Raw genomic sequence first — 20,488 nt, forward strand, 5'->3', positions numbered from 1 at the left:
CCGTTCGTCGGAGCCGTTGGGAGATTCTAGATGGGCATCGATAATTTTTCAACAGATGAGATTTAGTCTCATATATTGAGAATAATTGAATACGGAGGGGCGATCGGATCGAGGGAAGGACGGCGCTCGGTACTGCGCCGGGCGGCGGTGGGGCCGGATGCGAAGGGGGCCGGATGCGAAGGGGGCTGGGGCGGCGGGGCGCTCGGCTGGGGGCCGTGCGGGTCGGGCAGGTCGGGCAGGATCGGGTCGAGCCCGGCCGGGCGTCAGCCGCCCAGTTCCGCGCTGATCCGCCGGGCGGCGTCCAGCACGACGGGGACCAGGTCGCGCATGCGCTTGGGCGGCATGTAGGCGCTGGTGCTGGTGACGCTGATGGCGGCCACGATGGCGCGGCGGCCGTCCCGGACGGGGGCCGCCACGCAGCGGATGGAGGGCGCGTCTTCGCCCAGGTCGTAAGCGTAGCCGCCGCGCGCGTAGCCCTGCATGAGGTCCAGCCACTGGTCACGCGTCATGGACACCTGCAATGCGGCCGCGTCCCGGTCGTACAGGGCGCCCCAGGAATCCACGCTGCCGTCCAGCAGCAGGGCCTTGCCCACGCCGGTGGACATCAGCGGCTTGACGCCGCCGATGCGGGAACTGATTTCCACGGGCCGCCGGCTGGCGATCTTGTCCAGGTAGAAGACGGCGCCCAGTTCTTCGCAGGCTAGGTGCACGGTGTCGCTGGTCTGCGTGGCCAGCCGTTCCAGGATGGGACGCGCGATGGCCGTCAGTTCGACCTGGCTGTGCGCCTGGAAACCCAGGGACAGCAGCTTGCGGCCCAGGAGCAGGCCCTTTCCGGGCACCCGCTTCAGGTACTGGCGCTGCAGCAGCACCGAGACGATGCGATGCGCCGTGCTGTAAGTCATGCCCGTGCGCTCGGAGATCACGCCGATGTCGGCCGCGCCGCCCTGCGCGACGGCGTCGATGACGTCCAGGCCCCGGACCAGCGTCTGGCTGGCCGTGACGGCCTTGGCGGATTGCGGGTCCCGGGCGGGCGCGGCGCCGTCCGCGCGCTTCATTCCAGCGCCTGGACGCATTCCCGGACCAGCGCGGGGCCCCGGTAGATCAGGCCGGTGTAGAGCTGGACGGCGTTGGCGCCCGCCTGGATCTTTTCCAGGGCCTGCCGGCCTGATTCGATGCCGCCCACGCCGATGATGGCCGTGTCCGCGCCCAGGCGTTCGCGCAGGCGACGGATCACGGCCAGCGACAGGGCATGCACGGGGGGGCCGGACAGGCCGCCGGCTTCGTCTTCGTGGGGCAGGCCGCGCACGGCGTCGCGCGACAGGGTGGTGTTGGTGGCGATGATGCCGTCGATGCCGTGGCGCGGGACCAGGTCGGCGATGGCGTCGATTTCCTCGGGCTGCAGATCCGGGGCGATTTTCACCGCCAGCGGAGTGCGGCGCCCGTACTGGTCGGCCAGGGCCAGGCGGCGCGCCTGCAGGGCGGCCAGCAGGGCGTCCAGCGCGTCGTGGCTTTGCAGGCTGCGCAGGTTTTTCGTGTTGGGCGAGGAAATGTTCACCGTGACGTAATCGGCATGCGGGTAGACGCCGTCCAGGCAGCGCAGGTAGTCGTCCACGGCGTGTTCGATGGGGGTGGCGGCGTTCTTGCCGATGTTCAGCCCCAGGATGCCGCCCTGGCGGCGCCATTGGCTGCGCTGCACGTTGGCGATGAAGGTGTCCAGGCCGTCGTTGTTGAACCCCATGCGGTTGATCAGGCAGCGGGCGCGGGGCAGGCGGAACATGCGCGGTTTCGGATTGCCCGGCTGGGCGCGGGGGGTGACGGTGCCGACTTCGATGAAGCCGAATCCCAGGGCCGCCAGCGCGTCGATATGGGCGCCGTTCTTGTCCAGTCCCGCGGCCAGGCCGACCGGGTTGCGCAGCGGCAGTCCCATGACGGTGCGCGGCAGGATGGGCTGCGCGGAAGCCGTCAGCAGCCGCGTCGCGGCGCAGTCGTGGCTGCGCTGCAGCAACCGCAGCGTCTGTTCGTGCGCCTGTTCGGGGTCCATGGAAAACAGCGCGGCACGGGCCAGGGGATAGGCGTTGAACAGGAGGGACATGGGCGTTTCGGACAGTGAGGGGATCAGTGCGCGGCGGCTTCGATCCAGACGCCGCCCCGTAGAATCTGATGCGGATGGAACCGCGATTTGTAGGCCATTTTACGGCTTTCGTCGATCCAGTAGCCCAGATACAGCCAGGGCAGGCCCAGGCGCCGGCAATAGTCCAGCTGCCACAGGATCCCGTAGGTGCCCAGGCTGCCGCGCCAGTCCGGATCATAGAAGGTATAGACGGCCGAGATGCCGTGATCGACGCGGTCCATGATGGACACCATGCGCAGGACGCCCTGCGTGTCGCGGAATTCCGCCATTTCGGTGTGCACGCGGCTGGTCAGCAGGAACTGCGTGTACTGCGCCTGGTCGTCCTGATCCATGCCGGCGCCCGGGTGGCGCTGCTGCTGGTAGCGCAGGTACAGGTCGAAGTGCCGGGCATCCCAGTGCAGCGGCGCCAGCTGCGCCGTCAGCGTTTCCTGCATGCGGTTCCAGAGCTTGCGCTGGGTGCGGTCGCGCTGGAAGCGCCGCGCGTCGACGCGCAGGGGGATGCAGGCCTGGCAGCCGTCGCAGGCGGGCCGGTAGGTGAACAGCCCGCTGCGGCGGAAGCCCTGTTCGATCAGGCGCGAATAGGCGGCGTCGTCCACCAGGTGGGCGGGGGCGGCGACTTCGGATCGGGCCATGCGCCCCGGCAGATAGCTGCAGGGGTAGGCTGCCGTGGTATAGAACTGCAGGCGGCGGAAAATCGATTCACTGGGTTTGCTCATGGCGAAGGCCGGGGACTTCTGTCGGTTCATTGTGACACCAGCCATCGGCGAAGGCCAGCCGGCGCGGCCTGCTTGAATTGTCCTGCCTAGTTGTCGTACAACATAGGTCTGAGAAAAATCGGATGTCGGAGGACGGTATGACGGAGACGGGCGCGGAACTGGCGCAACTGGTGTCCCTGGGGGCGGAATACAACGCGCAGCTGGCGGCCCGCTGGCGGGTGCTGCCCCTGTTCCAGGAAGATGCGCCCGAGGCGCGGCTCAAGGCCCTGGCGCCCGGCGTCCGCCTGCTGGTCACGTCCGCCCGCGTGGGCCTGAGCGACGAGGCGCTGCGGGCCTTGCCCGACCTGCGGGCCATCTGCAGCTGGGGCGTGGGTTGCGACGCCCTGCCGCTGGAATCCGCCCGGGCGCGGGGGATCGTCGTCAGCAACACGCCCGACGTGTTGAGCGAGTGCGTGGCGGACATGGCCTGGGGCCTGCTGCTGGCCGGCGCCCGCCAGATTCCGGCGGGCGACCGGTACGCGCGCTCGGGGCGCTGGGTGAAGCAGGGGAAGTTCCCGCTCGGCACCCAGGTCTGGGGCAAGCGCCTGGGCATCCTGGGGATGGGCCGGATCGGCGAGGCCATCGCCCGGCGCGGGCAGGGGTTCGGCATGACGACGCGCTACCACAACCGCCGGCCGCGCGCGGACCTGCCGGACTACGGCTACGAGCCGTCCCTGATCGAACTGGCGCGGTGGGCGGACTTCCTGGTGGTCGCCTGCCCGGGCGGCGAGGCGACCCGGCATCTGGTGGACGCTCCAGTCCTGCAGGCCCTGGGGCCGCAGGGCCTGCTGGTCAACATCGCCCGGGGTTCGGTGGTGGACGAATCCGCGCTGATTCCCATGCTGCGCTCGGGAGCCGTGGGCGGAGCGGGCCTGGACGTGTTCGAACATGAGCCGGGCGTGCCCGCCGAACTCGCCGCGATCGACCATGTGGCGCTGATGCCGCATGCGGCCAGCGGCACCCGGGAAACCGCCGGCAGGATGTCGCAGTTGGTGATCGACAACCTGAATGCCTGGCAGGACGAGCAGCGCCTGCTGACGCCGGTTGTCTGATGTCTGCGCGGGCGCGAAGGCGCCCGCCGCCGGAGGTCATGCAGGGAGCGGGCGCCCAGGCGGGAATCAGGCGGGAATCAGGCGGCCGTCGGCCAGCAGGCGGCCCCGTCCCCAGGCCGGGGGCGGGGCGTCCCGCCCGTCGGCCAGCAGGCCCAGGAATTCCGCGCGAGCGATCGGCCGCGCGCCCAAACTGGCCAGGTGCGGGGTTTCCTGCTGGCAGTCGATCCAGGGGACTCCCTGGGACAGCAGATAGCGCACCAGATAGGCCAGGGCCACCTTGCTGGCGTCGGCGGCCAGGCTGAACATCGATTCGCCGAAGAAGCACCGTCCCAGGCTGACGCCGTACAGTCCGCCCGCCAGCCGGCCGTCCACCCAGGTTTCGACGCTGTGGACGCGCCCCATCCGATGCCAGGCGGTATAGACCTGGATGATGTCCGGCGTGATCCAGGTGGCGTCCCGGCCCGTCGGGTGCTCGGGCGCCGCCCATTGTCCGCCCGCTCGCGCCCGGCCCAGGCCGATGCGGGGCGCGCCCCGCCGGGCGCAGTGCGCCATGACGTCGGGAAAGGCCAGATTCAGGGTGACGCGCAGTGCGCCGTCCGGGTCATCGGCCCGCTGTCCCGCGTCCTGCGCGCGGCCGAACTGGCGGATGCGCTTGGCCAGGGAATGGCTGATGCGCAGGTCCTGGCAGCGCAGCACCATGCGAGGATCCGGGCTCCACCAGAGCACGGGGTCGCCGGGGCTGTACCAGGGAAACAGGCTTTTGCGGTAGGCTTCCTGCAGCCGTGCGGGCGACAGGTCCAGGCCGGCGGCCACCAGACCGTCCGGAGACGTCCGGCTGATGTCGGGCAGGGGCGCATCCGGTTCGACCCAGGCGATCGGCATGGCTTCGGCTGGCGGGGACGGCTCAGTCCGGGAACCGCAGGTCGATGGCGTAGTGCCGGGTGGGAAACCGGCCCTGTTCGCGGTCCTTCAGGTAGTGTTCCAGCGTCGTGCTGACCGTGCGGAACGCCAGGTCGTGCCAGGGGATGCGGTCCAGATCGAAGAAGGCGGCTTCCAGCGTTTCCGGGCCGGGGGCCAGATGGGCGTCCAGGGCCTGGGCCAGATAGAACAGGTGGACCTGATTGACCGAGGGCACGTCGATCACCGTGTACAGGGATTCGATGCGGATCCGCGCGCCGGATTCTTCCTGGTTTTCGCGGGCGGCGCCTTGTTCGGTGGTTTCGCCCAGTTCCATGAAGCCGGCCGGCAGCGTCCATTTGCCATGCCTCGGTTCGATGGCGCGGCGGCACAGCAGGACCTGGTCGCCCAGGATCGGCACCACTCCGACCACGTTGCGCGGGTTTTGATAGTGCACCGCACCGCAATGGGTGCAGAGATCGCGGATGCGGTTGTCGTCCGGCGGGATGTCGCGGGTCAGCGCGTGGCCGCATTGCGAGCAGTATTGCTGGGTGCGGGGCGCGGGATGGTAAAAGGCGGGGTCGGACGGGTTCATGCGCTGATTTTAGCGTGACGGTCAGGGGCGCGGGATGCCGAAAATGCGTCAGCCCGCGGTATCGGCCGGCGCGGCGGCCGGCCGTCGGACGAAACCCAGGACCGCCTCCGCGTCCGCCGTCCGCAGGCGCCCGAACGGCGCGTGCGCCGGCGGGGATGCGCCAGCGTCCGGACCCGCGCCGGCCGGGTCCCGCGCGCCCGGGTCGGCCGGGCGGACCTGCGTGATGTCGTCCGCGCCCGGGCCGGCTTCCAGCCAGGCGCCGACCGGCTGCCCGTCCGCCGTGCGCAGGGCATCGATCACCTGGGCGAGATCCCGGTCCGCGACCAGTCCCGCGCCCTGGTCCGATTGGGCGTACAGGCAGCCTTCGTCGTCCAGCCACCAGCGGGTGACGGGACCGTAGGGCTGGCCCGCATGGGTGCGCAGCTGCAGCGGTCCCCGGGTGTCCGGCGGCGTATGCAGGATCCAGGGGGCGCCGTCCAGGCGCACGTAGACGCGCTGCGGACCGTTCTGGAAGAACCAGCGGCCCTGCCCGTCGGACTGATAATTGCGGTTCATGAAGGCCGTGATCTGCGGGTTGGCGATGGCTTCGCCCGGCTCCTCGTCCGGCGCGCCCCAGCCCCGGCCGTGCGGGTGCAGCAGCCACTGCCCCCGCCGGGACAGGGACAGCCAGCCGTAGGCTGCCGGCACGTTGGGCCAGCGGGCCATGGCGGCCAGTACCTGCTCGTCCATATGCGCTCGTCCTCCGATGGTGATGTCCATCAAGGATGACATGAAAACCGCCGCTTTGCAGCGCCCCGGCGCGCGCGTGTTCTCGCGGATCGGCGGCGTAGAATGAAGGTTTGCCAAGATCATCAGGAAGCCGTCATGGATGCTCCCGTCAGCCAGGGGCTGGATCCCGTCGCCCTGCAGGATTTCGTCGATGCGCAGTGGGACCGGGAAATCGTCCCCGCCTTGAAGCGCTACATCGCCATCCCCGCCAAAAGCCCGGCCTTCGACCCGGACTGGGCGCAGCATGGCCATATCGAGCAGGTCGTACGCGATGCGGCCCAGTGGCTGGAATCCCGGCCGGTCACGGGCCTGAAGGTCGAGATCCTGCGGCTGCCGGGCCGCACCCCCGTCCTGTTCTTCGAGGCGCCGGCCACGCGCCGGGACCAGGGCGATGCCGTGCTGATGTACGGTCACCTGGACAAGCAGCCCGAATTTTCCGGCTGGCGCGCGGGCCTGGGCCCCTGGCAGCCGGTCATGCAGGACGGCAAGCTCTACGGACGCGGCGGCGCCGACGACGGCTATGCCGTCTATGCCTCCCTGACGGCCATCGAGGCCCTGGATCGCCAGGGCGTGCCCCGCCCGCGCTGCGTGGGGCTGATCGAAACCTGCGAGGAATCCGGCAGCTACGATCTGCTGCCTTACGTCGATGCGCTGCGCGACCGCCTGGGGCGCGTGGCGCTGGTGGTCTGCCTGGATTCGGGGGCCGGCAATTACGACCAGCTCTGGATGACGACTTCGCTGCGCGGGCTGGTTTCCGGGGTGCTGGAAGTCCAGGTGCTGGACGAAGGCGTGCATTCAGGCGATGCCAGCGGCGTGGTGCCATCCAGTTTCCGGGTGCTGCGCCATCTGCTGGACCGCCTGGAGGACAGCGGCACCGGCAGGGTGCTGCCGGACAGCTTCCATTGCGACATCCCCGTGGAACGCCGGGACCAGGCGCAGGAAGCGGCCCGCATCCTCGGAGACGAGGTCTGGAAGCGCTTCCCCTGGGCCTGCGGCGCCGACCAGGGCTTTGTCCTGCCCATGACCCGGGATCCCCAGCAGGCGCTGCTGAACCGCACCTGGCGGCCCGCCCTGTCCGTCACCGGGGCCGAGGGCCTGCCGCCCCTGGCCAGCGCCGGCAACGTGCTGCGGCCGCGCACGGCGTTCAAGCTGTCCCTGCGCCTGCCGCCCCTGGTGGACGCGGTCGCGGCGGCCGGCACGCTGAAAGACCTGCTGGAACAGGACGCCCCCTATCAGGCGCGGGTGCTGTTCCATCCCGATCCCGGGGCGGCCAGCGGCTGGAACGCGCCCGCGTCCGCCCCCTGGCTGCTGGATGCGCTGGAAGCGGCGTCGCAGCAGTATTACGGGGCGCCTTGCGGTTATATCGGGCAGGGCGGCACGATTCCGCTCATGAACCTGCTGCTGCAGGGCTTCCCGACGTCGCAGTTCATGGTCTGCGGGGTGCTGGGGCCGAAATCCAATGCCCATGGCCCCAATGAATTCCTGCACGTGCCCTATGCCAGGCGCCTGACGGCCGCCGTCGCCCAGGCCATGGCGGCGTTGCCGGCCTGATGGCGGCGAAAGCCGTGTATTGCTGGGGGATAAGGCAGCAGTTTGACTGATCCTGCCCTGGGGCTGCCCGCTAGAATGGTTTTGATTCTTTTCAAAACCTTTCAAGGCAGCCCTCCATGTTCAACAGTTTGCGCGCCCGGCTGACCGGCGTCAGCGTCCTGATCGTTTCTCTGTCCCTGATCGTGCTGACGGTTGCCGTCTTCCTGGTGGTGCGGTCCATCGTGCTGGATTCCCTGGACGCCAGCACGGGCCGGCTGGCCCGCACCTATGCGGACGAACTCTCCCAGTGGGTGAAGGACAAGCAGCAGATCACCGGCTCCATCAAGCTGGCGCTGCCGCAGCAGGACCCCGTGCCCTTCCTGAAGGCCGCCGAGAAGGCCGGCCTGGATCTGGCCTATTTCGTGCGGGCCGACAAATCGTATGCCTTCACCCGCAAGCAGCCCGATGGCTACGACGGCACGCAGCGCGACTGGTACAAGCAGGCCGCCGCCGCGGGGAAACCCGTCTACACGCCGATTTATGCCGACGCGGCGACGGGCGACCTGACCCTCAGCTTCGCCGAGCCGGTGGTGGAAAACGGCAAGACCGTCGCCGTGGTGGCCTCGGACATGACCATGAAGTCGGTCATCCAGAAAGTCGCCGGCATCCGGCCTTATGAAAAAAGCTTCGCCTTCCTGATCGATGGCAATACGGGCGTGATCCTGGCGCACCCGGACCCCGCGCTCACGCTCAAGCCGATGACGAACCTGTCCCCGGATCTCGACATCGGCCTGGTGTCGGAACTGGCGAAGCAGGGCGGGCATCAGGTGGTCTCGATCGGCGGGGCGCCGCAGATGCTGTATGCCGCCGGCGTCACCGGCACGCATTGGCTGCTGGGCATCAGCATCGACCAGGCCGAAGCCACGGCGGCCCTGCATCGCCTGCTGTTGCTGGCCATCGTCATCGCCGTGGCCTGCGTGCTGGTGGCGGGCCTGCTGATGGCCGGATTCGTGCGCCAGCAGCTGGGCCGGCTGGTCCAGGTGCGCGACGCCCTGCAGGACATCGCCTCGGGCGACGGCGACCTGACCCGGCGCCTCGGCGAGTCCGGCAAGGACGAACTGACGCAGATCGCCAGCGCCTTCAATCTGTTCGCCGACAAGATTTCCTCCGTGCTCGTGCGCATCCGCGCGGCCTCCGATTCCGTGCAGACGGCCGCCACGGAAATCGCCAGCGGCAGCCAGGATCTGTCCGCGCGGACCGAGGAGCAGGCCAGCTCGCTGGCGGAAACCGCCGCCACCATGGAAGAGATCACCGCCACGGTGCGGCAGAACGGCGATCACGTCCAGGAAGCCAACGCCTTGGCGGCGACCGCGGCCGAGACCACCGCCGCCGGAAACGTGACCGTGGGTGAACTGGTCACCACCATGAACGAAATCAACGCCAAATCCCAGCAGGTGGCCGAAATCATCGGGGTGATCGACAGCATCGCCTTCCAGACCAACATCCTGGCGCTGAATGCCGCCGTCGAAGCCGCCCGCGCCGGCGAACAGGGCCGGGGCTTCGCCGTGGTGGCGGCCGAAGTCCGCGCCCTGGCCCAGCGCAGCGCCGCGTCGGCCAAGGAAATCCGCAGCCTGATCGAACTGTCCGTGCAAACCACGGCCAAGGGCAACCAGCAGGCCGCCAGCGCCAGCAAGGCCACCCAGGAAATCCTGGAGGGCATCCGCCGCGTGACCGACATCATGCGCGAAATCAGCGCCGCCAACCGCGAACAGACCACCGGGATCGAGCAGATCAATACGGCGGTGACGCAGATGGACGACGTGACGCACCAGAACGCCAGCCTGGTCGAGGAATCCGCCGCGGCGGCTGCCAGCCTGCAGGATCAGGCCAACACCCTGTCCGAACTGGTGGGCACGTTCCGGGTAGACGATCAGGGGGCTGGCGACGCGGCGTCCGATCCGCGTCGCGGCCCGGTGGCGCTGCTGCCGCGCCGCTGATGGCGCCGGCATGAAAAATGGCCCCCACGCTGCGCCTGCGGCTTGCTGCCCCCCCCCCAAGGGGGCGTTTTCATCTTGGGGCGGCCCGGCGATGAAAAAAGGGCTTGTGCCGAAAGCATAAGCCCTTGATTCATTTGGAGGCGCAAGCCGGAATCGAACCGACGTACACGGATTTGCAGTCCGCTGCATCACCACTCTGCCATTGCGCCTGTGATGGGCTGGGGTGATCCAGCCAAGTCCAGCATTATACGATATTTTTCAGCGCATCTCGAACGCCTCCCGATGCACCGGCGCGTCCTTGAAACCCAGGGACCGCAGGCCGGCTTCCAGCTGGCGGGCCAGGCCGGCGGGGCCGCAGAACCAGACGTCCAGCGCTTCGCCGGGCTGCGCCCCGCTTTCCCTGCGCAGGATGTCCGCGTCCAGCCGCTGGCCGGCGCCGGCATCGTGGACGTGCAGGGTGATGCCGGGCAGGGCGGCGCACAGCGCGCGCAGGCGGCCGACGAAGGGATCCCGGGCCGCGTCGCGCACGCAGTAGTGCAGCTGCGCGCAGGGGGCGGCGTCCGGTCGGCCCTGCAGCGATTCCAGCCAGGCCAGGAACGGCGTGATGCCGATGCCGCCGGCCACCCAGGCCTGGCGGTCTTCGCCCCGATGGTGATCGAAGCGGCCGTAGGGGCCTTCGACCTGGATCGCCTGGCCGGCATGCAGACGCCGCGCCAGCGTGCGGGTGTAGTCCCCCAGGGCCTTGATCTGGAAGGTCAGCCGGCCCGCCCGGTCGGCGCTGGCGATCGTGTAGGGGTGGGCGCCTTCTCCGGCGTCGAAGGTCACGAAGGCGAATTGCCCCGCCCGGTGGCCCGGCCAGTCGCCGCCCATCGCGCAGTTCACTTCCGTGACGCCGCCTTCCAGCTGGCGCACGGACTCGATGCGCCCGGCATGCCGGCGGCTGTGTCCGATGCGCTGGCGCAAGGCGGGGATGGCCGACAGGCTGCCGCCCAGCATCAGGGCGCCCATGATCAGGCCCAGGGGCTGCAGCCACCAGGCGGCCGGAGTCAGGGCTGCGGAGTGAAAGACCAGGGCCAGGTACAGCAGCGGCATGACCCGGTGCAGGATGCGCCAGGATTTATAGGGGAACGCCTTCCACAGGCTGATCAGCAGGGAGACGATCAGCGCGTAGATGACCCATTCGCCCACGTCCTTGGCCAGGCCGTGGCTGGATTGCAGGAAATCGGCCACGGCCACGCGGGGCGGTTTGTCCACGGCGGCGCCGACCAGCGCGCGCAGTGCGCCCCCGCCGAGTTCCAGCAGCCAGTGGGCGACGCCCAGGCTGATCGCCAGGATGCCCGCCCATTTGTGCAGGCGGTAGATGCGGTCCATGCCGCCCAGGGCGGGTTCCAGCCAGGCGGGGCGGGTGGCCAGGATCATGGTCAGGGACATCAGGCCCATGGCCCAGATGCCGGTCAAGTAGATGCCTTGCTTGCGGGCGACCCAGACGGCGTCGCCGGGCATGGGATTCAGGACGAAGGCGTCCCAGGCCCAGGCCAGGGCCAGGATCCCCAGGAAGGAGAGCAGAATGGTGCGTGTTTTCATGCGGACTTCCAGATGCGGGCCGATGGGTATCGGCGATGAGGGCAGTATGGAGTCCGGTGTCTGAATCGCGCGTGAAGCGGCCGTTCAGCCGGGGTTCATGCAAGGGGCGGGGGCGGTGCCGCCCAGGAGCGGCGGCGGCCGGTCTTGGTAAGATGCTGCGACTTATCTGTGTATTCTGTCATTTTTACTGTATCTGGATCGTCTCATGGGGACCCTGCTGCCGTTTGTCACCGGCACCATCTGGCTGTATGTGGTGTGGCGTTTCGTCTGGCCCTTGCCCTGCGGGTTCGCCTGCCGGGCGGCGCTGGCGGTGGCGCTGCTGCTGGCGGCCGAATATCACCAGATCACGGGGCGGTTTTTCGGCACCCTGGGTTCTCCGGAACTGCCTCAGTGGATCCTGATGTGCCTGGCCTGGGCCTTTGGCGTGGTGCTGCTGCTGGCGCTGCTGTTGCTGCTCCGGGATGTCGTCGGCATGCTGGTGTGGCTGCCGGCGCGCGGGGCGGGACGGGTGGTCCTGCAGGGACGGGCCGTGGGGCTGTCCATCGGGGCGCTGGCGCTGGTCCTGTCGGCCGTCGGCGTCTGGCAGGCGGTCAAGATTCCCGGCATCCGCACCGTGGCGGTGACGATCCCCGGTCTGCCCGCGGCGTTTGACGGCTATCGCATCGTGCAACTGACGGACCTGCACGCCAGCCGCCTTCTGCCGCAGTCCTGGCAGGCGGCCGTGGTGGCGCGCGCCGACCGGCTGGATCCGGACCTGATCGTCATCACGGGGGATCTGGCCGACGGCACGCCCGAGCTCCGGGCGGCCGATGTCCGGCCCTTGCGGGACCTGAGGGCGAAGGACGGCGTGCTGGCGATCCCGGGCAATCACGAATACTACAGCGACTACGTCCGCTGGATGCAGGCCTATCGCGCCATGGGTCTGAACATGATGGAAAACAGTCATGTGCTGATCCGCCGGGATGGGGCATCGCTGGCGGTGGCGGGGGTGACGGACCGGCAGGCGGGGACCTTCGGCCTGCCGCGTCCCGACCTGAAGGCCGCCTTGCAGGGGATTCCGGCGGGCACGCCGGTGATCCTGCTGGAACACCGGCCGGGCGACGCGCCCGCCAATGCCGACGCGGGCGTGGCGCTGCAGCTGTCGGGGCATACGCATGGCGGCCAGATCCTGGGGCTGCACTTCATCACCCGGTGGGCCAACAATGGTTTCGTCTCGGGCTTGTACCGGGTCGGGCCCATGACCTTGTATGTCAGCAACGGCACCGGCTTGTGGAATGGCCTGGCGCTCCGCCTGGGGCGGCCTTCCGAGATCACGCAGATCGTGCTGCGGGCGAAATGACGCCCGCGGCGGCGGGAACCCGGGTCCGCATCGCAGCGGGCCCGCGTACCGGCCATGAGGTCCCCCGGACCGAGGAGCATCGTGGATGGACTCTTTGATATGGGTCGGCGGCGCCGGCGCGGTGGCGGGCGCCATGAATGCCCTGGCGGGCGGCGGCTCCTTCGTCAGCCTGCCGGCCCTGATCGCGGCGGGCGTGCCGCCGGTGCTGGCCAATACGTCCAGCACCGTGGCGCTCTATCCCGGCAGCGCGGCCAGCGCCTGGGCGTATCGCGACAGCCTGGGCGGCGTGGGCGACGTGCCTTTGCGCAAGCTGTTCTTCGTCACCCTGCTGGGGGGCAGCGCGGGCGCCCTGCTGCTGTTGCTGACGCCGTCGCGGGCCTTCGATTTCGCGCTGCCCTGGCTGTTGCTGGCGGCGACCGTCGCGCTGGGCTTCGGCCGCCGGATCGGCGAGTGGGTGCGGGCCCATTGCCGGGTGCATCCGGCCGTCGTGATGGTCCTGCAGTTCTTCCTGGGCATCTATGGCGGCTATTTCGGCGGCGCGGTCGGCATCATGATGGTGGCCGTCTGGGGGCTGCTGGGTTCGCACGATCTCAAGCGCATGAGCGGGCCCCGCGTGCTGATGGTCACGGTGGCCAACACCATGGCCGTGATCATCTTCATCGGCGCGGGCGCCGTCCAGTGGCGGGAAACCGTGGTGATGCTGGTGACGGCCAGCCTGGGCGGCTATCTGGGGGCGGTGCTGGGCAAGCGCATCCCGGCTCCGATCATCCGCTTCGGCACCCTGGCCCTGACCGTCTTCATCACCGTGATGTTTTTCCTGCGCACCTATGGTTGATGCGGCCCTGCGGGAGCATGTCCCGCAGGGCCGCATCGAGCCGTTTCGCCGCGGCGCGCCGCGGGCGGGGAGCGGCCGCCTTATTTCACTTCCTCGATTCGCTGGACGTCGGATTTGTTGACCTTGACTTCGTGGCCGTCCTTTTCATAGCGGACGAAGCCGTCGTCCGCATCCGTCTGCGGCGCGTCGGCCGTGTAATCCGTCCGTCCGTCGTTCGTCGTGACGGTGGACGGAGTGGAGCAGGCGGCCAGAATGAAGCTGCCGGCCAGAACGGCGAGGAGTCCGGGAATCTTCTTTGACATGAGTATCTCCTGAAAACGAGGGTCTCATAAACACCATATCAAGGTCTTCCGGACGGTAATGTAAGCGGGTTCGACAGCAGGCTCCGGCGGGTCGCCTGCGCAATCGGCCGCATGCCGGGGTTTTAGAGCGGGAAGGGCGCGAAAACCCCTTGTAGAGTCTTCTGACAAAATCGAGGCCGGTTGTTGCGCGGACGAGGCGCTGCGCGAGCGAGGCCTAGGCCGGCGCTCGCCGCGCGGCCCATTGCCGGTAGCCCCGCGCGCGCAGCTCGCAGGCCGGGCATCGACCGCAGCCGTAGCCCCAGTCGTGCAACCGGTCCCGCTGGTTCAGGTAGCAGGTATGCGTCTCGGCGCGCACCAGATCCACCAATGCCGCGCCGCCCAGCTGCCGGGCCAGATCCCAGGTGTCGGCCTTGTCCAGCCACATCAGCGGGGTTTCGATCCTCAGCGGGCGGTCCGTTCCCAGGCTGAGCGCCACCTGCAGCGCTTTGAGGGTATTGTCGCGGCAGTCCGGGTAGCCGGAATAGTCGGTCTGGGACATGCCTCCCACCAGCACGTCCAGGCCCCGGCGGTATGCCAGCGCGGCCGCCAGGGTGAAGAACAGCAGGTTGCGGCCCGGCACGAAGGTATTGGGCACGCCGTCTTCCTGCAGGGCGATGGCGACGTCGTCCGTCATGGCGGACGCGCCCAGGCGCTTGAGCACGCCCGCGTCCAGCAGGTGGTCGTCGCCCAGGCGACGCGCCCAGTCCGGCTGCAGCGCCGTGATGCGGCTGCGCACCGTCATGCGGCAGTCCAGTTCCGCATCGTGACGCTGGCCGTAGTCGAAGCCCAGGGTTTCGACGCGATCGAAGCGCGTCAGCGCCCAGGCCAGGCAGGTGGTGGAATCCTGGCCTCCGGAGAAGAGGACCAGGGCGCGGCCGGTGTTCACGCCGGCGATGCCTCGGTCAGGGGGCGCCGGCCCAGGACCCGGAGCACGGCATTGAGGACAATGCCGTACAAAGGCACGAACAGCAACAGGCTGACGGTAAGCTTGATCGCGTAGTCCACCAGGGCGATTTCGACCCAGTGTTCCGCCATGAAGGGATTGCTGCTGTGCCAGAAGGCCACGGCGAAGAAGATCGCCGTGTCCAGCGCCTGTCCCAGCACGGCGGATGCGGAGGGCGCCACCCACCAGGGCATGCTGCTGCGGCGGATGCGGTCGAAGACCTGCACGTCCAGCAACTGACCGAAGACGTAGGCCGCGAAGCTGGCCAGCGCGATGCGGAACACGAAGCCGTCGAAGACGGCCAGGGCGCCGGCCCCGTTGAAACGGCCCTCGTGGAACAGCACCGACACGATGTAGGACGCGATCAGCGCGGGCACCATCACGCGCGCGATCACCCGGCGGGCCTGCGCCTTGCCGATCAGCCGCACGGTCAGGTCGGTGGCCAGGAAAATGAATGGGAAGCTGAAGGCGCCCCAGGTGCTGTGAAAGCCGAACAGGTCGATCGGCAGCTGCACCAGGTAGTTGCTGGCGATGATGATGGCGATGTGGAAGGCGACCAGCAGGGCCAGATGGCGGGATGTCCGCGACGGCGGGACGAGCGTGGGTGTCATGACGGACCTTTTTGGTGGATGGGGTGAGGGAACCCATGAGCGAAATGCACGGGGATTATACCCGGGCCGCCTGATGCGACAATCGGGGCTTCCGTTTTTCAAGGACCGTTCCGATCATGCCGACCTTCGATTTCAAGCAAGTGGATGTGTTCGCCAGCCAGCCCCTGAAGGGCAATCCGCTGGCGGTGGTCGTGGCCGCCGACGGATTGGCGGATGCGCGGATGGCGGCATTCGCCAACTGGACCAACCTGAGCGAAACCATCTTTCTGCTTCGGCCCACGACGCCGCAGGCGGACTACCGCGTCCGGATCTTCACGCCGCGGGGCGAACTGCCCTTTGCCGGACACCCCACGCTGGGCGCCTGCGCCGTCTGGCTGGCAGGCGGAGGCCGGGCGCGCGGCGACCGGATCGTCCAGGAATGCGCGGCGGGCCTGATCACGCTGCGCCGCGACGGCCCGCTGGTGGCGTTCGCCGCGCCGCCCCTGCTGCGGTCGGAGCCGGTCGGACCGGAACTGCTGCCGCGCATTGCCGCCGGCCTGGGCCTGGATGCCGGCGACCTCCTGGAAGCGCGCTGGGTGGACAACGGTCCCGGCTGGCTGGCGGTGCTGCTGGCCTCGCGCCGCCAGGTGCTGGCGTTGCGGCCCGATCCGGCCGCGCTCGGCAGCCTGAAAGTGGGGGTGGTCGCCCCCTGGGATCCGGCCGTCGACGGCGCGGAGGCGCAGTTCGAGGTCCGGGCGTTCGTGTCCGGCGCGGGCATCCTGGAGGACCCGGTGACCGGCAGCCTGAATGCCGGCGTGGCCCAATGGCTGATCGGCAGCGGCCGCGCGCCGGATGCCTATGTCGCGTCCCAGGGCACGGCGCTGGGCCGGGCGGGGCGCGTGCACGTCCGGAAATCCGGCGCGGACATCTGGATCGGCGGCGAGGTCGTCACCTGCATCGAAGGCAAGGTGACGCTGTAGCGCCCTGGAAGGATTGGCCGGCAAGATCCGGGCAGGAACGGATGGAGCCGGCCGCCTGTGCTGATCCATTCATAAGTTGAATGTCGGAATTTTGATATTTAATTTGTAAATATAGGGGGCCTCCGATATGGTGTGGATTCCCGCTTCCGGGGCTGCGGCGCGCATGCGCCGCAGCTTCACATGACCCCCGAGGAATTCCCCATGTCCACGACCTACTATGCGCCGCATGGCGGCCATCCCCCCCAGACCGACCTGCTGACCGATCGCGCCATGTTCACCGAGGCGTACGCCGTCATCCCCAAAGGGGTGGTGCGTGACATCGTCACCAGCCACCTGCCGTTCTGGGACAACACCCGCCTGTGGGTGCTGGCCCGCCCGCTGACGGGCTTCGCCGAGACCTTTTCCCAGTACATCGTCGAGGTCGGCGCCGGCGGCGGCAGCGACCGGCCGGAACTGGATGCCGGGGCCGAAGGCGTGCTGTTCGTGGTCGAGGGGGAAATCGAGGTTACGCTGGACGGCGCGGCTCACACCCTGAAGCCGGGCGGCTACGCCTTCATCCCGCCCGCGTCGAACTGGACCCTGCGCAATCGCAGCGCGTCGGCGGCCCGGTTCCACTGGATCCGCAAGCGCTACCAGGCCGTGGAAGGCCTGGCCGCGCCCGAAGCCTTCTTCACCAACGAGCAGGACATCGAGCCCATCGCCATGCCGGATACCGAAGGCCGCTGGGTGACGACGCGCTTCGTGGACATGGCCGACATGCGCCACGACATGCACGTGAACATCGTCACCTTCCAGCCCGGCGGCATCATCCCGTTTGCCGAAACCCACGTGATGGAACACGGTCTGTACGTGCTGGAAGGCCAGGCGGTCTACCGCCTGAACCAGGACTGGGTCGAAGTCCAGGCGGGCGATTTCATGTGGCTGCGCGCTTTCTGCCCGCAGGCCTGCTATGCCGGCGGCCCGAAGCCCTTCCGCTACCTGCTGTACAAGGACGTCAACCGCCACGCAGCTCTGACCCTGGGCGGTCTGGGCGGCTGATCGCGCTTTTTCCGAAAGCCTTTGAAAAGGGCGTCCTTCGCATGAAGGATGCCCTTTTCGCGTTCCAGGCCTGCGTGGCTTGCGTCGCCTGCCAGGCGTCAGGGCAGCAGCGGGGTCTCGCCGGCGAGCATGCCGGCCAGGGCCTGCGCAAGGGCCAGGACCGTGGCGTTGGCCGTGGGCCGGTGGAACAGCCCGATTTCGTATCCGTCGACGGGCGGCAGGCCGTCCCTGGCGCCGAGGACGGCGTGATCGGCGGTGACGGTGCGCCGCGGCAGCAGGCTGATGCCCAGGCCGGCGGCCACGGCGCTCTGGATGCCGTTCAGGCTGGAACAGGTGTAGGCGATGCGCCAGTTGCGGCCCATGGCCTCGATGCCGCGGATGATGTCGTCCCGGTACAGGCCGCGAGGCGGAAACGTCACCAGGGGCACCGGGTCGAGGTGCAGGCAGGGGTGTGTCGCGCTGTCGATCCAGGCCAGGGATTCGGCCTGGCAGGCGACGGCAGCGCGGCTGTGGCGGCGCTGCTTGGTCAGGATCAGGTCCAGTTCCCCGCGATCGAAGCTGGCGGTCAGGCCGGCGCAGAGTCCGCTGGTGATCTCCAGCTTGACCTGGGGATGGTCCCGGCTGAAGGCCGCCAGCACCTGCGTCGTGCGGCTGGCGACGAAGTCCTCGGGCACGCCCAGCCGCACGGTGGTGGCGACGGCCGCGCCGGCCAGCACGTCCAGGAGCTGGTCGTTCAGGGCCAGCAGATGGCGGGCATGGCTCAGCAGCGCCTGGCCGGCTTCGGTCGGCAGGACCTCGCGGTTGCCCCGGTCCAGCAGCCGGTGGCCGGCCATGTCTTCGAGGCGGCGAATTTTCTGGCTGATCGTGGATTGGGTGGAGTGGAGCCGCGCGGCCGCGGCCGTGAAGCCGCCGCAGTCCACGACCGTGACGAGGGCTTTCAGCAGGTCCAGGTCGAAGAGCGGCCGATTCGGTGTCATGTGGGCTTCCATTGCATGATCCGGTTTGCGAATGGAGTGCCTTGCTTTTAACACGAAGGTCCGGGCCCGGTAAATTCAGCGGCTCCCCGCGCCGAGACGCTTCCGCCGGCCAGCGCGCGGGGAGCCGCTGCGGGGCCGGCGGCGCGTGTTATCGTGCGGCGATCGACCATCATCGCGCATCCATCCGACATGTCCAACTCGCAAGGCGCGGCCTCCGGCGTCATCGTCATCGGCGGCGGGATCATCGGCACGCTGGCCGCCTGCCGTCTGCTGGAGTCCGGCCTGTCCGTCACCCTGATCGAGGCCGATCCGGAGGGGCTGTGCTGCTCGACCGGCAATGCGGGGAGCCTCAGCGCGGGCTCGGTGGCCCCCCTGGGCATGCCCGGCGTCTGGAAGCAGGTGCCCGCCATGCTGCTGGACCGGGACGGGCCGCTCAGCGTCCGCGCGGATTACGCATTGCGCGTCGCGCCGTGGCTGATCCGATTCCTGCGCGCGTCGGCGCCGGCCCGGGTCGAACGCGCCGCCTCGGCCCTGCACGCGCTGAACGCGCCTTCCGTCGCCCTGTACCGTGAATGGACGCGCCGGATCGGCGCGCCGGAACTGCTGCGGGCGACCGGGCAGTTGCAGGTCTATCAAAGCGCGCAGGCCGTCGAAAAGGACGCCCGCGGCTGGCGCATGAGGCGTGAACACGGGGTCGACGTGCGCGATGTGGATTCCGCGGAGCTGCACGAACTCGAGCCCGGCGTCGGCCCCCAGTTCACCCGGGGCGTCTTCCTGCCAGACGAGGGCATGATCGTGAATCCCGGGCGGTTGCTCGAAGCTTCGCGCGCGATGTTCGCGGCGGCGGGTGGCGACATCGTCCAGGCGCGCGTGGATTCCGTGACGCCGGTCGGCAGCGATCGGGTCGCCGTGCGCACGGATCGCGGCATCCGCGAGGCGGCCAAGGCCGTCATCGCCGCGGGCGCCTGGTCGCATCGCCTGGCGGGCGGCCTGGGCGACCGGCTGCCGCTGGAGTCGCAGCGGGGTTATCACGTCCTGATGCGCAATCCCGGGGTCGCGCTGCGGCGGCCGGTGGTCTTCGCCGAAGCCAAGATCTTCGCGACGCCCATGGAGATGGGCCTGCGGGTGGCGGGCACGGTGGAATTCGGCAGCCTGGAAACCCCGCCCAACCCGCGCCGCGCCCAGGCCCTGCTGCGCAACAGCCGGAAGCTCTTTCCGCAACTGGATGTCGGCGCGCCGGAGGACCGGGTCGAATGGATGGGGAATCGGCCCTGCTTCCCCGATTCGTTGCCGGTCATCGACCATGCGCGCGATTCCAGGCGGGTGGTCTATGCGTTCGGCCACGGCCATCTGGGCCTGACGCAGGCGCCGGCGACCGCCCGGGCCGTGGCGGATCTGGTGTTGGAGCGGCCCTCGGAGATCGACCTGGCCCCGTATGGCGCGCGGCGCTTCTGATCGGCGGCGTGTTCCCTAGCGCAGGTCGCCGCCCCGCAGCCATGTCAGGTAGGCCGCGCGGGTGGCGGCGGAGACGGATTCCAGCGCTTTCTGGTGCTTGACCTGGTGCCGCAGCGCCAGCCGCGCGTCGGCCACGGCGCGGGATTTGCAGAACCAGTGGCAGCTGTGCTGGAACAGGTAGAGCTCCGCCGACAGGTGGTAGGCGCGGTCTTTCGGGTTCAGGCGGTCTTCATTGTCCACGACGCGGCGCAGCCCGGCGGCGTGGATGCGCAGCAGTTCGCGGAAATCCCGGGTCGATGCGGGCAGCAGGCGCTCGATGTAGGGCACGCAGAAGGGCAGCACGCCCATGCGGGTGGCCTGAGCATCCTCTTTTTGCATGGAATCGGCCAGCGCGCGCATCTGCGCCGCCACGCTGTTTTCGGCCTGGGCGAAGGTCTCCAGCACCTGGAGCTGGCGGCTTTCCTCTTTTTCGTGGATGGCGCGGGTGTAGCCCTGCGTCAGCGTTTCCATGTGGCGTTCGAGCTGCAGATCGGCCAGGTGGCGTCCCAGCAGCGCGATGCGGGCGCGCTGGCAGCGCAGGCACAGCAGCCGCCATGTCACGATGACGGCCAATAGGGTTAAGGCGATATCCATTGTTCGGGTTCTCTGATCGTTTGATTCGGCCGTTCGGCCAGGGCGGCT

20 protein-coding genes and 1 tRNA gene are annotated in these 20,488 nt (G+C 68.9%); 8 read left to right on the plus strand and 13 right to left on the minus strand.

Translation table 11 applies throughout. The features are described 5' to 3' along the window. Positions 1 to 263 precede the first annotated feature (263 nt). Genes Q0263_RS05405 through Q0263_RS05415 form a run of 3 tightly spaced genes read right to left on the minus strand, consistent with a single transcriptional unit; the run spans position 264 to position 2,847 of the window. Positions 264 to 1,055 carry an IclR family transcriptional regulator gene (locus Q0263_RS05405; RefSeq protein ID WP_298014099.1) on the minus strand — a complete coding sequence of 264 codons (792 nt, stop codon included), beginning with the start codon at positions 1,053 to 1,055 and terminating at the stop codon, positions 264 to 266. Beyond that, positions 1,052 to 2,092, minus strand: a complete 1,041-nt coding sequence (locus tag Q0263_RS05410; protein ID WP_298014100.1) for a quinone-dependent dihydroorotate dehydrogenase — start codon at positions 2,090 to 2,092, stop codon at positions 1,052 to 1,054. Before Q0263_RS05410 ends, Q0263_RS05405 begins: the two co-directional genes overlap by 4 nt. Before the next feature lie 23 nt (positions 2,093 to 2,115). Beyond that, a complete protein-coding gene (locus Q0263_RS05415) occupies positions 2,116 to 2,847 on the minus strand; it encodes an arginyltransferase (RefSeq protein ID WP_298014101.1) in 732 nt (243 codons plus the stop codon). Between the two features lie 137 nt (positions 2,848 to 2,984). Here Q0263_RS05415 and Q0263_RS05420 point away from each other — a divergent pair, with 137 nt between their 5' ends. Beyond that, positions 2,985 to 3,938: a 2-hydroxyacid dehydrogenase gene (locus tag Q0263_RS05420; RefSeq protein WP_298014102.1), complete on the plus strand. Its 954-nt coding sequence runs from the start codon at positions 2,985 to 2,987 to the stop codon at positions 3,936 to 3,938. 66 nt (positions 3,939 to 4,004) lie between these two features. On the opposite strand, the gene aat is transcribed toward Q0263_RS05420, so the two are convergent. From aat to Q0263_RS05435, 3 genes are read right to left on the minus strand one after another with little or no spacing between them, the layout of a single operon-like run. Further along, a complete protein-coding gene (aat, locus tag Q0263_RS05425) occupies positions 4,005 to 4,820 on the minus strand; it encodes a leucyl/phenylalanyl-tRNA--protein transferase (RefSeq protein ID WP_298014104.1) in 816 nt (271 codons plus the stop codon). Between the two features lie 22 nt (positions 4,821 to 4,842). Further along, positions 4,843 to 5,430 (minus strand): NUDIX hydrolase, encoded by a 588-nt coding sequence (locus Q0263_RS05430; RefSeq protein ID WP_298014107.1) that lies wholly within the window; start codon positions 5,428 to 5,430, stop codon positions 4,843 to 4,845. Between the two features lie 48 nt (positions 5,431 to 5,478). Then, the gene (locus tag Q0263_RS05435) at positions 5,479 to 6,201 is read right to left on the minus strand and encodes a DUF2946 family protein (protein WP_298014109.1); all 723 of its coding nucleotides are present in this window, start codon (positions 6,199 to 6,201) and stop codon (positions 5,479 to 5,481) included. Positions 6,202 to 6,294: 93 nt separating this feature from the next. Between Q0263_RS05435 and Q0263_RS05440 the strand changes: the two genes are divergently transcribed. Together Q0263_RS05440 and Q0263_RS05445 are read left to right on the plus strand one after the other, a co-directional pair. Next, a complete protein-coding gene (locus Q0263_RS05440; RefSeq protein ID WP_298014112.1) occupies positions 6,295 to 7,749 on the plus strand; it encodes a M20 family metallopeptidase in 1,455 nt (484 codons plus the stop codon). 116 nt (positions 7,750 to 7,865) lie between these two features. Beyond that, positions 7,866 to 9,725 carry a methyl-accepting chemotaxis protein gene (locus Q0263_RS05445; protein ID WP_298014114.1) on the plus strand — a complete coding sequence of 620 codons (1,860 nt, stop codon included), beginning with the start codon at positions 7,866 to 7,868 and terminating at the stop codon, positions 9,723 to 9,725. A 135-nt stretch (positions 9,726 to 9,860) separates the two neighbouring features. Here the strand turns inward: Q0263_RS05445 and Q0263_RS05450 are convergent. After that, a tRNA-Cys gene (locus tag Q0263_RS05450) sits at positions 9,861 to 9,934 on the minus strand. A gap of 49 nt (positions 9,935 to 9,983) precedes the next feature. After that, the gene (locus Q0263_RS05455) at positions 9,984 to 11,309 is read right to left on the minus strand and encodes a ferric reductase-like transmembrane domain-containing protein (RefSeq protein WP_298014116.1); all 1,326 of its coding nucleotides are present in this window, start codon (positions 11,307 to 11,309) and stop codon (positions 9,984 to 9,986) included. Between the two features lie 205 nt (positions 11,310 to 11,514). Between Q0263_RS05455 and Q0263_RS05460 the strand changes: the two genes are divergently transcribed. Both Q0263_RS05460 and Q0263_RS05465 read left to right on the plus strand, forming a co-directional pair. Continuing rightward, positions 11,515 to 12,648, plus strand: a complete 1,134-nt coding sequence (locus Q0263_RS05460) for a metallophosphoesterase (protein WP_298014118.1) — start codon at positions 11,515 to 11,517, stop codon at positions 12,646 to 12,648. A gap of 85 nt (positions 12,649 to 12,733) precedes the next feature. After that, on the plus strand, positions 12,734 to 13,483 hold the full coding sequence (locus Q0263_RS05465; protein ID WP_298014121.1) for a sulfite exporter TauE/SafE family protein: 750 nt from the start codon (positions 12,734 to 12,736) through the stop codon (positions 13,481 to 13,483). 80 nt (positions 13,484 to 13,563) lie between these two features. On the opposite strand, the gene Q0263_RS05470 is transcribed toward Q0263_RS05465, so the two are convergent. From Q0263_RS05470 to Q0263_RS05480, 3 genes are all read right to left on the minus strand, one after another. Beyond that, positions 13,564 to 13,785, minus strand: a complete 222-nt coding sequence (locus Q0263_RS05470; protein ID WP_298014123.1) for a YgdI/YgdR family lipoprotein — start codon at positions 13,783 to 13,785, stop codon at positions 13,564 to 13,566. A gap of 214 nt (positions 13,786 to 13,999) precedes the next feature. Beyond that, on the minus strand, positions 14,000 to 14,719 hold the full coding sequence (gene queC, locus Q0263_RS05475; RefSeq protein ID WP_298014219.1) for a 7-cyano-7-deazaguanine synthase QueC: 720 nt from the start codon (positions 14,717 to 14,719) through the stop codon (positions 14,000 to 14,002). Beyond that, positions 14,707 to 15,378 (minus strand): 7-cyano-7-deazaguanine/7-aminomethyl-7-deazaguanine transporter, encoded by a 672-nt coding sequence (locus Q0263_RS05480; RefSeq protein WP_298014125.1) that lies wholly within the window; start codon positions 15,376 to 15,378, stop codon positions 14,707 to 14,709. The genes queC and Q0263_RS05480 overlap by 13 nt, the downstream gene beginning before the upstream one ends. 116 nt (positions 15,379 to 15,494) lie before the next feature. Between Q0263_RS05480 and Q0263_RS05485 the strand changes: the two genes are divergently transcribed. Both Q0263_RS05485 and Q0263_RS05490 read left to right on the plus strand, forming a co-directional pair. After that, positions 15,495 to 16,337 (plus strand): PhzF family phenazine biosynthesis protein, encoded by an 843-nt coding sequence (locus tag Q0263_RS05485; protein ID WP_298014127.1) that lies wholly within the window; start codon positions 15,495 to 15,497, stop codon positions 16,335 to 16,337. Positions 16,338 to 16,538: 201 nt separating this feature from the next. Beyond that, positions 16,539 to 17,375: a bifunctional allantoicase/(S)-ureidoglycine aminohydrolase gene (locus Q0263_RS05490; protein ID WP_298014129.1), complete on the plus strand. Its 837-nt coding sequence runs from the start codon at positions 16,539 to 16,541 to the stop codon at positions 17,373 to 17,375. Between the two features lie 98 nt (positions 17,376 to 17,473). Here Q0263_RS05490 and Q0263_RS05495 read toward each other — a convergent pair whose 3' ends face one another. Next, positions 17,474 to 18,352, minus strand: a complete 879-nt coding sequence (locus Q0263_RS05495) for a LysR substrate-binding domain-containing protein (RefSeq protein WP_298014131.1) — start codon at positions 18,350 to 18,352, stop codon at positions 17,474 to 17,476. A 189-nt stretch (positions 18,353 to 18,541) separates the two neighbouring features. Between Q0263_RS05495 and Q0263_RS05500 the strand changes: the two genes are divergently transcribed. After that, positions 18,542 to 19,807 carry an FAD-binding oxidoreductase gene (locus tag Q0263_RS05500; protein WP_298014133.1) on the plus strand — a complete coding sequence of 422 codons (1,266 nt, stop codon included), beginning with the start codon at positions 18,542 to 18,544 and terminating at the stop codon, positions 19,805 to 19,807. A gap of 15 nt (positions 19,808 to 19,822) precedes the next feature. Here Q0263_RS05500 and Q0263_RS05505 read toward each other — a convergent pair whose 3' ends face one another. Continuing rightward, positions 19,823 to 20,440, minus strand: a complete 618-nt coding sequence (locus Q0263_RS05505; protein ID WP_298014134.1) for a hypothetical protein — start codon at positions 20,438 to 20,440, stop codon at positions 19,823 to 19,825. Positions 20,441 to 20,488: the final 48 nt, after the last annotated feature.

This window comes from uncultured Castellaniella sp., from assembly GCF_937988725.1.
In the GTDB taxonomy this organism is placed as follows: Bacteria; Pseudomonadota; Gammaproteobacteria; order Burkholderiales; family Burkholderiaceae_B; genus Castellaniella.